The organism is Bacteroidales bacterium (assembly GCA_018334875.1).
GTDB lineage: Bacteria > Bacteroidota > Bacteroidia > Bacteroidales > UBA12077 > JAGXLC01.
In genome coordinates this window covers 1-11,657 of sequence record JAGXLC010000112.1, presented here as the reverse complement: position 1 = coordinate 11,657, position 11,657 = coordinate 1, and the positions used below count along the sequence as shown (strand labels likewise).

Below are 11,657 nucleotides of genomic sequence, written 5' to 3'. Positions count from 1 at the left end.
CAACAAATAATCTTGAAAAAAGGGAAAAGCTGATAAAGGGATTGGAGCTATATTACCAACGGTTAATAAAGAATAAGATTGACCGAAATTTTGATATAGTAGTATCAGAAAACGGAAAGGTTGTCCATGTAAACCCCAAGAAATTCCAGAAGTAGCACTACCTACAACATCGTTATGGGCAACCCATACAAAACCCCCCTGTTTTTCGTTTATATTATAAAGTTTGTATATTTGAAATATGAGCATAATTGATAGAAACATAGAAAGAATCAAGGCGTTGTGTAGCAAACACAGAGTTTCTAAGCTCTTTGTCTTTGGGTCTGTCTTGACTGATCGATACAACCAATCAAGTGATATTGACTTCCTTGTGGATTTTTCTGATGTAGACATCTATAATTATGCTGATAATTATTTTGATCTAAAGAAATCTTTGGAAGATCTTTTGAACAGACAGATTGATCTCCTTGAGGAAAAAGCCATTAAAAATCCCTACCTTCGTCAATCAATTAACTCCTCAAAAAAGCAAATTTATGGATAATGATATAAAAACATGGCTTTATGATATCTTACAATCCATAAATGAGATTGAAAGTTATTATGAAGACAAACCCCGAAAATTTGAGGAGTATTTAAGAGACATTAAAACAAAAAGAGCAGTCGAGCGAAATCTGGAAATAATAGGTGAAGCCGTCTATAGAATTCGCAGGAAGGACAATGACTTCCAGCTTGAAAATGCCGAAAAAATCATTGGTACGCGAAATAGAATTATCCATGGATATGATAAAGTATCCGATGATTTAATTTGGAGTATTGTAATCAATCATTTGCCCAAACTAAAAGAAGAAGTACATTCCCTCTTTAGCGAATAATGGGCAGCTCATAACATTTAATATGCTGTATAAACAATTGGTTTGCAGCTAGTTATGCTAAAAAACATCAATATAGCAATATTTCTAACCGGGGAATAGGATCCAGGAGTAGTCCATCCCCAAGTTTATACAGCTTTCCGTTGTTGCGACACGAGGTCGCATAGATGATTGTTTTACTAAGGACTATGTTTTTTGATTCACCCCGTAGGATAACATCAAACGGGGTAAACCTGCTGTCCCCTCAGCAGTACTCCCGATACTTCGTATGCGGGACAGGCTGTGGAAGCCTTAAAAGTACTTGAGTCCGGCAGCTGCCGGAGAAACTATCACAGCCTGTCCCGATTATTTTATCGGGATACGGTTCTTAGGGGGGAAGGGAGGAGTTTTGCTCCTCCTGACCTACCCGGTTGCTTCATGCCCAAAAAAGTTCGTGCTAACAAAAATTATTCTTGAAATTTTTGATTTGTCGTAACGAATTCATTACATTTGTAAAATGAGAGAAGTTGACATTACAGAAAAATGCTTAGATTTCGTCGATGCTCAAGGAAAAAGAGTCTCTGATAAATTCTTTAAATTGATTGAGATAATTGGAGAAGTGAAAGTTGTTCATACTAATTTCGTGAAGAAACTAAAGAATTCAAGGTTTTACAGAACTGCGAATTAAAGCAGGCAACGAATATCGAGTATTGATTTTTGCGATTGACCATTTGAATTTTTCTGAATCTACAAAGGCTGTTTGCTTGAATGGATTTATAAAAAAGTCGAACAAAGATTATGTTAAAGCAATCAAGGAAGCAGAGAAAATTTTAGAGGAATATTTAAAAAGTAAGGAATTATGAAAGCAATGAAAGCAAAGGACTTATTGGCAGAACGCTACGGTGAAAAAGGTTCAGAAAGCAGAGAGAAATTCCGAGATGAAGCATATTCCTATTATTTCGGTGAGATTATAAGAAATAGACGGAAAGAATTACATATGAGCCAAGAGAGATTGGCTGAAGCTATAGGAAAGAAGCGCCCTTATATTTCTCGGATTGAAAATGGCGAAGATGTGAGAATTTCAAATCTATTGCTAGTAGCGAATGCTTTGAATTTATCGATTCAATTAACGCCTAGGTAAAAAAGCACGAAAGCACAACACTGCAATGAGCTCAAATTGGAGAAATCCACATGATGTTAAAATGACATACCCAAATGCAAGTATATTGAAAAATGGACGCATCGTTTTTAACATTAAAGGAAATTCATGTAGACTGGTTGTCAAATTCAACTTTGAAAAACAATGGGCATTTGTCAGATTTATTGGTACCCATAATGAATATGACAACATTGATGCAAACACGATTTAAAAAATAAAGGAATGAATATTAAACCAATAAAAACAGAAAAAGACTATCAGGAAGCTTTAAAGAGACTTGAAGAAATATTTGATGCTCCCATTGATTCACAGGAAAGCGATGAAGCAGATGTATTGGCTATATTGGTAGATGAATATGAAAAGCAAAATTATCCTATAGAAACTCCAGATCCTATTGAAGCCATTAAAATTCGGATGGAAAAGTTAAACTTAAGACAAGTTGACCTGATACCTGAAATTGGAGGTAAAAGCCGGGTATCTGAAATATTGAATCGTGAACGCAGGTTAACCATTGGCATGATCAGAAAACTCACCAAAAAATTAAACTTATCAGCAGATATACTAATTCATGATTATCAACTGACGGACTGAACAATGTACGGTTGGTAACATCGCATATATACAACAGCGGGTGAGACAGAAGATTAAATATATCTGAGGTTCAACAAATGTTTTGTTCCATGAATAAGAATGGTGGTCCAAAACCGCTGTACCATATATGCCTGTGCGTGAGGCTTAATTATTCAGAACACTGGAATCTGGCAATTGCTGGTTAAATAGATGAAGGACTGATTTGAACAAAGAAAATAGGTAAAAGACGCAACGATGAAGAGAATAACCACTCAAATACCGTATTTTTATTTGGAGTGATTTTATACTTTACCATTATTCCTATCCAGGCACAAGAGATGAAAAAAGAAATACATTACACCGATCACAAATTCATCCCATTTTATGATTTAAAAAAATTAGGCAACACAGCTATCTTTCAAGGAAATAAAAAGAAAAAAAATTACTTTGAAGGTTGGTATTTTAAAATGGTTGCCAATGATGGATCATCTGTAATTAGTGTAATTCCGGGAATATCACTTTCCAGTGATGGCAGGGAAAAACATGCCTTTATTCAAATAATAAATGGGATTACCGCTCAAACCAGTTACTACTCATATCCCATTGAAGAATTTTCATTCTCAAAAAAAGAATTTGCCCTAAAAATAGCAGATAGTTATTTCTCAAAAGATAGTATTATCCTTGATCTAAAGGACGATCATTCAATTATTTCCGGTAAAATATCAATGTTCAATCAGGTTGAGTATAAATCCGGCGGATTGTTAAATATCGGAATAATGGGGTTTTATCGCTTCGTACCTTTTATGGAGTGCTATCATGGAGTAGTAAGTCTGACCCATAGTTTAAATGGGAAAATTATTATCAATGATGAGGTTCACGATTTTAAAGGCGGTAGAGGATACATTGAAAAGGATTGGGGGTCGAGCATGCCTTCGGCATGGATTTGGATTCAAAGCAATCATATCAACAATACAAATAGTTCCTTTATGCTCTCAATTGCTAATACACCATGGATAAAAAAATCATTTACCGGATTTTTAGGTTTTTTCTATCACAATAATCAAATACATCACTTTGCTACCTATCGCCCAACAAAACTGCAACTGGAAATTGCGGATTCCAATCAATTAAAGATAAATATCGAGAATAAAAATAACACCTTTATAATCAATGCAATGTCAACCAATACAAGTATACTTAAAGCCCCGGTTAAAGGTGCAATGGATCGTAGAATTTCTGAAAGTATTGACGCGATATTAAAGATTACAATGATGGATAAAAAGGGAAACATGATTTTTATGGACAGCACAAATATTGCTGGTTTGGATATGGTAGGAGATTACCATAAATTACAAGAGTTGATAAAATGACCAATCACACATATAGCGTTTGGTTAGGAGGGGTGCTTTGAAATGCCCAATGCACTGTATTCAATCCGTTATCGGTAAGATTTTGGAAGTAAAAGACATTAAAAGATATGATAGAGAATATACCTCGACTATCAGACCAGGTATTGCAGATTCCCCGCAAGCGAATTTTCAGTACCGGACTGCTACATGCAGGGAGAAATGATACCAGTGCCATATCAGAAGAAAAAAAATCTGAATAACTGAGAACAATACAATAGAATCAAATGTTTTGTAATTTCAGGCTACATACGAAATCATTTAAAAAGGAACCAGCTTATGAAAGAGAACCCGGGAATTGGTAAAATGATCAGGATACATTTTTTGAGCTCCATCATTGCTCCCATAATATTGGGAACACTACTGGCTGTTCATCTGAACGGCAAACTGGAGGTACTCAATTTTCTCATTGTGTTGATTATCGGTATTGTTTTGCATGTGGCTACCAATGTGTATAACGATATTTTTGATACAATACAGGGAACAGATAAGGTGAATGTGCACCGCAATGAATCCAGCGGAGGTTCGGGTGTTTTACTTGATAACCCTGAACTGATGGGCCGGATGTTTTTTCTGGCCCGCAGCGGTTTGATCGTTGCTTTTGTTGGAACAATAGCGCTTATGCCGCTCATAGATAAAACACTATGGCCATATCTGTGGGGCCTCTATTTGCTATCAGCTTTTTTCAGTAAATACTATACGGCACCACCAGTTAAGCTGTCATACAGGGGTTGGGGCGAAATATCTGTCTGGTTTGCTTTTGGGCCGATGGCTATATGGATAGCCACAGTTAGTCAAAATATTGGATTGCATCCTTTAGTTTGGCTATTGATGCCTGCTACAGGGCTGAGCACTTCATCAATTTTACTGGCAGGTCAGATGATTGATCTGGAAGCAGATCGTGCAGGAGGTAAACACGGTGTAGCATCACGCAGGGGTACCAGATTTACATCGGTAATATATCTTCTTGTTCAATCAGCAATAATAGCAAATGTGATTGTATTGTTCATCTTCTTCCCCGGTCATTCATGGCCTTTTCTTTTTGCACTTATCCCTTACATTTTTCTTTTTCCAAAAGCTGCAGGTATTATTTACAAAAATCATGACAATCCTGACCTCTTAAAAAAGGGAGCCAAACTCACCGTGCTTATACATCTGGCCTTTTCCCTGTTGCTTATCATTGGCTTCGTAATATATATATATATGTAAGCGCTGAACCTGATTGATGCCTTTTAAAAAACCCATGATAGTAATAGGTAAAAAACAAAAGCTGAAAAAGAACCGGCCATATTTACCAAATCATTGGGAGTAATGGATTCTGATGTTTTTCTTTTCTTAAAATAATTTAAGCGAAGCAGTTTAACTTCAACAAACGCGCCAAGCAGGGAATCCACAAAGGAGGCTAAAAACGCAGAGGCGCTGAGGATTGCTATAATATCCCATTGCCAGGAGCCAAAAAAGAGGTAGTAGGCTATGGAAGAGATAACAGTTGCACCACTCAAGGCGGCCACACTGCCAAGTAAAGAGATGCCGCCATTTGTACCAGCCGGTGCGGTTCTCATTGTCGACAGGGAAAAGCATTTTTTACTAAGCAGCGGTCCAATTTCACTGGCCCAGGTATCAGCCGTTACTGCAGCTACGAAAGCGATAAATAAAAGTATAAATATTTCATCATGCGTCAATAAAAACAGGACAGAGCTGGTCACTGCCCATATTATATTGGCAATAACCTGCCAGGTATTGCGCGCCATGGATTTATTTTTAACGCCTTGTATTGCATGCTGTAATTTCGTCAAAGCTGCAGAGCTCAAAAAGAAGAGCAAAACAGATATCAACCATGGCCAACCTGCAATACCTGCTAAATAAAACCCCAGTAAATAGGCAGCAAAGCTTCCCCGGCGTGTCAGAATATTGAATTGAAATAAGAAAAGGCCCGCTGGAGCCAAAGCAATAAGAATTATGGACAAATAAAGATAATTAAGCTCATAATGATAAGTCAGAAAGAAAAACAAGGCAAGCCCTGCCGGAATACTGAAATTATCAGAGCCTCGCATGGATGCTGTTTCAAGAATCACTGCCCATATCAAAGCAAAAAGGATATATGGGATATTTAAACTCAAAAAATCGGGTAAGAAAAGATATAGAATCAAAATGGCAGACAGGATGTACACAATAATTCCGTAGATGCTTTTTCTATCATGGAACGCCCGAAACCAAACATTGCTCTTCTCTATCTGACCGGCAAAATTAGCCAATGTATCTGACAAGGAAAGCAGCATAAGAGATGACTGAAAATAATATACGGGAAGATGATACAAAATCAAATAAGATGATAATATACCAACGGGGTAATAAAGGGTGCCCAGACTCTTGTTTTCAGTCTTATGTAAAAGATGAAATTTTTTATAATTGAAAGTCAAAAAAGAGAATATTGTACCGGCGATAATCAGGTACAATAAAACATTCCTTTCCAGAACAAAACTAAGTATCAATATAATCAGACCTAATGAAATATGAATAATTTTCCTGATAATTAGTGCCTTCTGAAGTATCATAGTAATCTTTTCACCTGTTTTTCTTTCCAGTCAACTGCCAACTTCAAGCTCCGTGTAAATCCCCGCATTCGATTTAATGGATTCAAAAGTTTCAAAAGGATAAAATTAAACAATTAAAATATAAGAAAACATAATTAAATGAAATTCAGTTTGGCTGTTGTAATCCATCCTCTGGTGTCAACCCCATATATGAGATGATGCGTTTGTGCAGTTATTCGGATAATAGCACAATCCGATGAGAGCATGAATGACTCCATTCCCGTATGTTGCTTGAGATGTGCCAGGTAAGGCGTATCATTTTCATCTGTCTTGATCTCTTCAGTGTGATCGATAATGGCTATCACGACATTATCCTTCAGGCCTTTCTTATTAACCTATCGCAACACTCTGTTCATTGGACAGAGCATATTTAGAGTTTATAGACAGACGCTAATTAGTATTAATGAATATCCGGATGTTAAAGAAGGAGTGCCATGGCCACAGGGTGATCATAGTATCTTTTTGCAATATGGTGTACCTGCAATTGCCGTTTCCTCGGAATGGTTTACAGAAAGTGCCGAAAGTCAAGACATTACTCATACAAAAAATGACAATATCGGAATAGTGGATATTGATAAGGTCATTGAAATTGCAGAAATACTAAATAATGTAATTAAGGACATATAAGAAGTGAATATACAAGAGACGCCAAACCAACAAAGCAACTTACAGCGAGTGCCCGGCTCCCGTTGGTCGCCAGCTTCGGGTACTCGCCAAACGTTACAGGCAAGGTAAAGCGATACACTGAATTAAAAAAAATTTCTGAGTTTTGCAATTTAAATAAGTTAATTAAAATTGCTAAAGGCCCTGGCGCTTTCAAAAATCTTCTATTTTTTGTAAGCGCTTCGAGGGTAAACCAATTCTGCAAAACTCTTCGGCTCTTTTATACCGGGATATATACTGACGGTTGTAGGTTTTATTTTCTACTTTCTGGTGGTAAACGGAATTTCCCTCTACTTCGACGGGATCATGCTCGTTCAAAGCCTCGTATGGATTCCCGGGATTATCCTCCTTGCACCGGCTCTCAGTCTCCTCGGCCTTTCGGTTACCCTCATGGTTTCGATGAAGGCGAAATCCTACATGGAAGCCCAGCAAATGTCCGCCTTTATCGTCATACCTCTCGTCCTTCTGATCGTTTTGCAGGTAACGGGCCTGGTAATATTTAACCCTCTCTATGTACTGCTTGCCGCCCTTATAGTCTTTATACTCGACTACATTCTAATCTCCAGGCTGGCACCCCGCTTTAACCGCGAAGGAATCGTGACCCGGCTCTGAGGTTTAGAGGAGGAGTGAGAACAGTTCAGTAATACCAGTAATTTGGTATCCTGTTTCAGCGAAGGAAGGGCAATAGCCTTTTTATTCATCCCAGGCAGACGGTAATAATATCTTTGATTTTTATTTATAATGTCATTGCAGTAGGTATTTTTACTGTAGGTGTTTTGTCTTCGTTATATGCTGGACTATTGGAGCCTGAATTAAGAACGACTTCAGCCACACTTTCAGCGATTGCAAATGGATTTGCAACGATTTTATTGTTTGTATTTATTGATCCTTACCTCTCAGGATTGACCGATGATGTTGTTGAGGGTAAATTCAGTGAAACAGGATTTAGCCCGAATTATTCAAGAATAATTCTGACGCTATTGAAAAACCTGGCTTTTTGCTTCAATAAATTTCGCAAAAAGCCGGTTTTTCTAATGCGGGGTAACCTTGCTCCGCAGAAGCTTCGCGAAGGCGAGCCTGCATCCATCCCTCAAACCATCCCGCATTCAAAAACTTTCCCGCTTACCAGCGGGATTCGTTTTTGAATAATGCAGGTTAGAAAAATAGAGGCACTGAATTCCTTGTAATGAATTATTAATTGCCTACCTTTGAGGCTTAACAGACATTTTATGCATATCTCAGACGGCATAATTGACACCAACATCTGTATTGCTGCTAATGTAGCTGCAATCGGGCTGGTATGGATCGCGGGACGAAAAACACCGCAAGAGGATGTACCCAAGATGGGTATGACCGCTGCTGCACTTTTTGTGGCATCCCTGATTCATTTTCCGATAGCTGGAACATCAGTGCATCTTGGTTTGTTCGGGGTTGCCGCAATAATCCTCGGGAGGCGGGCTTTCCCGGCAATTTTTGCCGCACTTCTTTTTCAAAGCCTGATCATTCAACATGGCGGTTTAATTACATTAGGGGTAAATTCTTTAAATATGGGAGCGGGAGCCTTTTTAGCCTGGCTTGTATGGCGAATCAAGGCGCTCAATGAAAGTATCAGAGCTTTTTTAACAGGTATGCTTGGCATAGTTGTACCTATGCTTCTTATGGTGGCAGAATTCCGACTTTCGGGTTATGGTAGCAGGATAATCTATCTTATGGGTGTATATTTGCTGGTCGCAATTTTTGAAGGGGTAATCACCCTGTCAGCAGCCGGTTTTTTCAGAAGGGTCAGACCGGAAATTATGGATTAACAGATTTATCACTGGTTTAATTAGTGTTGTCTATAAAGTCAAAGAGATTTGAAAGAGTCTCGTCTAGAATGTTCGCTGGCAAGGCTTGTGAGTTTTGAATGCCAAATGTAGAGACGTACGGCCGTACGTCTCTACCAGATGTAATCGACTGGCATGAAAACGAGCGTTACGCAGCCAGCGGATATTATAGACAGACTCTAATTAACCGGTTTCGGTTATTCAGGTATAGCAGAAAGGCGCGTACGAATACAATTAAAAATAGGTTTAACCAATATATAAAATTATGGTAAGATCAACACTAATGATAATTGTTGCATTGTTTGTGCTAGGGCCGCTTGCTTCCGCACATTCAATTCAATTCGAGATTAAAAAACATGCTCCTGTAGTATCAGTGAATGCATTTTTTTCACAGACATCGCCGTTGGCAAGTGCCAGCGTTAATATTTATGCTCCCGGTGAAGATCAGCCTTACCAGAGGGGGCGGACCGACAAACGGGGCTTTTTTGCCTTTGTTCCTTCCGTTGCCGGTGACTGGGTTTTTGAGATTGATGACGAACAAGGTCACAGGCACAAGGCAAACATCAGCATTGATGAAAATTTTATAAAAGGGATTACCGCGGAGGAAGAATCCCCGGAAGATGAAGGGGACGAGACCGCTGCTGCCCCAGTTATGGAAGAAGAAACAGTTTCTCCTGCCGGCATACCGTTATTTTACAAAATTATATTCGGGCTGGCTCTTATTTTTGGTATAACCGGAATATACTACGGTGTGCGGGCGAAACAGTCTGCCGAAAAAACTGAATAAAGCATTGGTGATTGAAGCATTCATTTATAGACAAATACAGCGATCTGGATTCCCCTGTCCACAGGATTGATTCAAGGGCCAGGCTAATTGCGGCTTTTTCCGCGATAGTGATTATTGTGTCCGAGCCGCACGGAAACCTTTTGCCCTTTGCATTTTACGGAGTCATCATTTTTTGGGTGGCGGCAATAAGCAAAATACCACCGGGGTACATACTTAAACGGTGCCTTGTAGTGTCACCATTCATTATCATTGCGGCAGTATCCTATCCGCTTTCATTAACAGGGACAGATGCGCTGGAGACGGGACAACTTTTAACAGAAGGGGTCAGGACCGGACTGACCATTTTCCTGAAGGCCTTTTTTGCCCTTTTGCTGCTGATATTACTTACCTCAACCGGCCGGTTTCACCGCCTTCTGGCAGGACTAAGAATGCTTGGCATGCCACGTTTGCTTGGAGTCATATCCGCACTTATGTACAGGTATGTGTTCATACTTCATGATGAGCTGCTGAGAACTACCAGGGCAAGAGACAGCAGGACACCCGGAAAAATAAGGATAAACCGTTTCCGGGTTTATGGCAACCAGGCTGCAATGATCTTCATCAGAAGCCTGGATCGTTCTCAGACAGTCTATAATTCGATGCTTTCCAGGGGATTTTCCGGAGAGTTCCCTGATATGAACAAGCCAAAGCTACGCACCGGGGATGTTCTGAGGATCGGATTTTTCGTTTTGCTGCTTTTTGTGTTTCGGATGATAAACCAACCCCTGATTGACCACTTTTTAAACTAATAATATGCCGAGCGGAATAAAAATAGAGCACCTTAGCTTTTCATATACTACCGGCAATCCGGTACTTAAGGATATATCGCTTGAAGTCGCCCGGGGAGAAAAGTTAGGCATCATTGGGCCTTCCGGCGCCGGAAAATCAACCCTTCTGCTTCATCTTAACGGAATCATTGCAGGTGAAGGCATGATAAAGATAGGCGACACAAAAGTTGAAAAAAAATCGTTGCCTGTTATCCGGAAAAAGATGGGACTTGTATTTCAAAATCCGGACGACCAGTTGTTCAACCCTACGGTAGCAGAGGATGTCGCATTTGGTCCACTGAATTTTGGCTACAACCGTCAGGAGGCAGGCGATAGGGTAAAGCAGGCCCTTAAGGCTATGAACCTTGAAGGATTTGAAAATGCTGACTCCCATCATCTTTCTCTTGGTGAAAGAAAGCGCGTTGCCCTGGCAACGGTTTTGGCAACCAGTCCCGAGGTGATAGCTTTCGATGAGCCTTTCGCAAGCCTGGATTCTGTGATGGTGGTTCAACTTCTGGATATAATCGGGAAGCTCGATGCAACCCTGGTCATTGTATCGCAGTCACTGCTTCCGCTGATTTCATGCTGCGATCGGCTTGCCGTTATGGTCAGGGGGGAAATCAGGGCCAGTGGGAAAAAGGAGGAGATATTGAAAGATGAAAGCCTGATGCGGGAAGGAGGGGTGGATATGGATTTTTACAGGAGGGTGTATAAAAAATACCTGGAATAGCCAGAGGAGCAGAAATTTTTTTGGCAGGCTTCGAAATAAATTGTACTTTTATACATGTCATTAATATTATAGGTTGATGTAATAAAGAAGATGCATAGAAAACACTAAAACAGTAAAAAATGGGATTTGAGAATGATGAACACCTCGATGTCCTTCAAAATATTGAATTTGGACTAAAAGAGGAGTATGAAAAAAACCTCAATTTAACAGACAACAAAACCATTTTCGGACTTGAAAATGGTAAAATCGCAATAAAACAAGAATTCGGGTTTGC

General features: G+C 39.4%; 17 protein-coding genes. 15 read left to right on the top strand and 2 right to left on the bottom strand.

Going from position 1 to position 11,657, the window contains the following annotated elements; translation table 11 throughout:
- Nucleotides 1–238 precede the first annotated feature (238 nt).
- From KGY70_10525 to KGY70_10490, 8 genes are all read left to right on the top strand, one after another.
- On the top strand, nt 239–538 hold the full coding sequence (locus KGY70_10525; protein ID MBS3775614.1) for a nucleotidyltransferase domain-containing protein: 300 nt from the start codon (nt 239–241) through the stop codon (nt 536–538).
- Nucleotides 531–869 (top strand): DUF86 domain-containing protein, encoded by a 339-nt coding sequence (locus tag KGY70_10520; GenBank protein MBS3775613.1) that lies wholly within the window; start codon nt 531–533, stop codon nt 867–869. The genes KGY70_10525 and KGY70_10520 overlap by 8 nt, the downstream gene beginning before the upstream one ends.
- A 635-nt stretch (nt 870–1,504) precedes the next feature.
- A complete protein-coding gene (locus tag KGY70_10515; GenBank protein ID MBS3775612.1) occupies nt 1,505–1,708 on the top strand; it encodes a type II toxin-antitoxin system RelE/ParE family toxin in 204 nt (67 codons plus the stop codon).
- On the top strand, nt 1,705–1,986 hold the full coding sequence (locus tag KGY70_10510; GenBank protein ID MBS3775611.1) for a helix-turn-helix transcriptional regulator: 282 nt from the start codon (nt 1,705–1,707) through the stop codon (nt 1,984–1,986). Before KGY70_10515 ends, KGY70_10510 begins: the two co-directional genes overlap by 4 nt.
- 25 nt (nt 1,987–2,011) lie before the next feature.
- Nucleotides 2,012–2,215 (top strand): type II toxin-antitoxin system HigB family toxin, encoded by a 204-nt coding sequence (locus KGY70_10505; protein ID MBS3775610.1) that lies wholly within the window; start codon nt 2,012–2,014, stop codon nt 2,213–2,215.
- 11 nt (nt 2,216–2,226) lie between these two features.
- Entirely contained in the window at nt 2,227–2,595 is a 369-nt protein-coding gene (locus KGY70_10500; protein ID MBS3775609.1) for a hypothetical protein, read from the top strand.
- A gap of 317 nt (nt 2,596–2,912) precedes the next feature.
- Nucleotides 2,913–3,944, top strand: coding sequence for a hypothetical protein (locus KGY70_10495; protein MBS3775608.1), 1,032 nt, complete (start codon nt 2,913–2,915; stop codon nt 3,942–3,944).
- A gap of 315 nt (nt 3,945–4,259) precedes the next feature.
- Entirely contained in the window at nt 4,260–5,189 is a 930-nt protein-coding gene (locus KGY70_10490) for a prenyltransferase (GenBank protein ID MBS3775607.1), read from the top strand.
- A 23-nt stretch (nt 5,190–5,212) separates the two neighbouring features.
- Here KGY70_10490 and KGY70_10485 read toward each other — a convergent pair whose 3' ends face one another.
- Nucleotides 5,213–6,259, bottom strand: a complete 1,047-nt coding sequence (locus KGY70_10485; GenBank protein MBS3775606.1) for a DUF92 domain-containing protein — start codon at nt 6,257–6,259, stop codon at nt 5,213–5,215.
- A gap of 410 nt (nt 6,260–6,669) precedes the next feature.
- A complete protein-coding gene (locus tag KGY70_10480; protein MBS3775605.1) occupies nt 6,670–6,879 on the bottom strand; it encodes a hypothetical protein in 210 nt (69 codons plus the stop codon).
- Between KGY70_10480 and KGY70_10475 the strand changes: the two genes are divergently transcribed.
- From KGY70_10475 to KGY70_10445, 7 genes are all read left to right on the top strand, one after another.
- On the top strand, nt 6,869–7,201 hold the full coding sequence (locus tag KGY70_10475; GenBank protein MBS3775604.1) for a hypothetical protein: 333 nt from the start codon (nt 6,869–6,871) through the stop codon (nt 7,199–7,201). The two genes, KGY70_10480 and KGY70_10475, sit on opposite strands and share 11 nt — an antisense overlap.
- Nucleotides 7,202–7,507: 306 nt before the next feature.
- Complete coding sequence (locus tag KGY70_10470) at nt 7,508–7,849, top strand: hypothetical protein (GenBank protein MBS3775603.1); 342 nt, start codon at nt 7,508–7,510, stop codon at nt 7,847–7,849.
- A 113-nt stretch (nt 7,850–7,962) separates the two neighbouring features.
- Complete coding sequence (locus KGY70_10465; protein ID MBS3775602.1) at nt 7,963–8,382, top strand: DUF2837 family protein; 420 nt, start codon at nt 7,963–7,965, stop codon at nt 8,380–8,382.
- A gap of 84 nt (nt 8,383–8,466) precedes the next feature.
- Nucleotides 8,467–9,042, top strand: a complete 576-nt coding sequence (locus KGY70_10460) for a cobalt transporter CbiM (protein ID MBS3775601.1) — start codon at nt 8,467–8,469, stop codon at nt 9,040–9,042.
- 283 nt (nt 9,043–9,325) lie between these two features.
- Entirely contained in the window at nt 9,326–9,847 is a 522-nt protein-coding gene (locus KGY70_10455) for a hypothetical protein (protein ID MBS3775600.1), read from the top strand.
- 11 nt (nt 9,848–9,858) lie between these two features.
- Nucleotides 9,859–10,635, top strand: a complete 777-nt coding sequence (gene cbiQ, locus KGY70_10450) for a cobalt ECF transporter T component CbiQ (GenBank protein ID MBS3775599.1) — start codon at nt 9,859–9,861, stop codon at nt 10,633–10,635.
- A 4-nt stretch (nt 10,636–10,639) separates the two neighbouring features.
- A complete protein-coding gene (locus KGY70_10445) occupies nt 10,640–11,383 on the top strand; it encodes an ABC transporter ATP-binding protein (protein MBS3775598.1) in 744 nt (247 codons plus the stop codon).
- Nucleotides 11,384–11,657: the final 274 nt, after the last annotated feature.

Excerpts from the sequence above, each read along its gene's own strand:
- KGY70_10490 (MBS3775607.1), top strand. The coding sequence starts at position 4,260 with ATGAAAGAGAACCCGGGAATTGGTAAAATGATCAGGATACATTTTTTG.
- KGY70_10500 (MBS3775609.1), top strand. The coding sequence starts at position 2,227 with ATGAATATTAAACCAATAAAAACAGAAAAAGACTATCAGGAAGCTTTA.
- KGY70_10485 (MBS3775606.1), bottom strand. The coding sequence starts at position 6,259 with ATGCTGCTTTCCTTGTCAGATACATTGGCTAATTTTGCCGGTCAGATA.
- KGY70_10510 (MBS3775611.1), top strand. The coding sequence starts at position 1,705 with ATGAAAGCAATGAAAGCAAAGGACTTATTGGCAGAACGCTACGGTGAA.
- KGY70_10460 (MBS3775601.1), top strand. The coding sequence starts at position 8,467 with ATGCATATCTCAGACGGCATAATTGACACCAACATCTGTATTGCTGCT.
- KGY70_10445 (MBS3775598.1), top strand. The coding sequence starts at position 10,640 with ATGCCGAGCGGAATAAAAATAGAGCACCTTAGCTTTTCATATACTACC.
- KGY70_10505 (MBS3775610.1), top strand. The coding sequence starts at position 2,012 with ATGAGCTCAAATTGGAGAAATCCACATGATGTTAAAATGACATACCCA.
- KGY70_10520 (MBS3775613.1), top strand. The coding sequence starts at position 531 with ATGGATAATGATATAAAAACATGGCTTTATGATATCTTACAATCCATA.
- KGY70_10525 (MBS3775614.1), top strand. The coding sequence starts at position 239 with ATGAGCATAATTGATAGAAACATAGAAAGAATCAAGGCGTTGTGTAGC.
- KGY70_10495 (MBS3775608.1), top strand. The coding sequence starts at position 2,913 with ATGAAAAAAGAAATACATTACACCGATCACAAATTCATCCCATTTTAT.
- KGY70_10475 (MBS3775604.1), top strand. The coding sequence starts at position 6,869 with ATGGCTATCACGACATTATCCTTCAGGCCTTTCTTATTAACCTATCGC.
- KGY70_10455 (MBS3775600.1), top strand. The coding sequence starts at position 9,326 with ATGGTAAGATCAACACTAATGATAATTGTTGCATTGTTTGTGCTAGGG.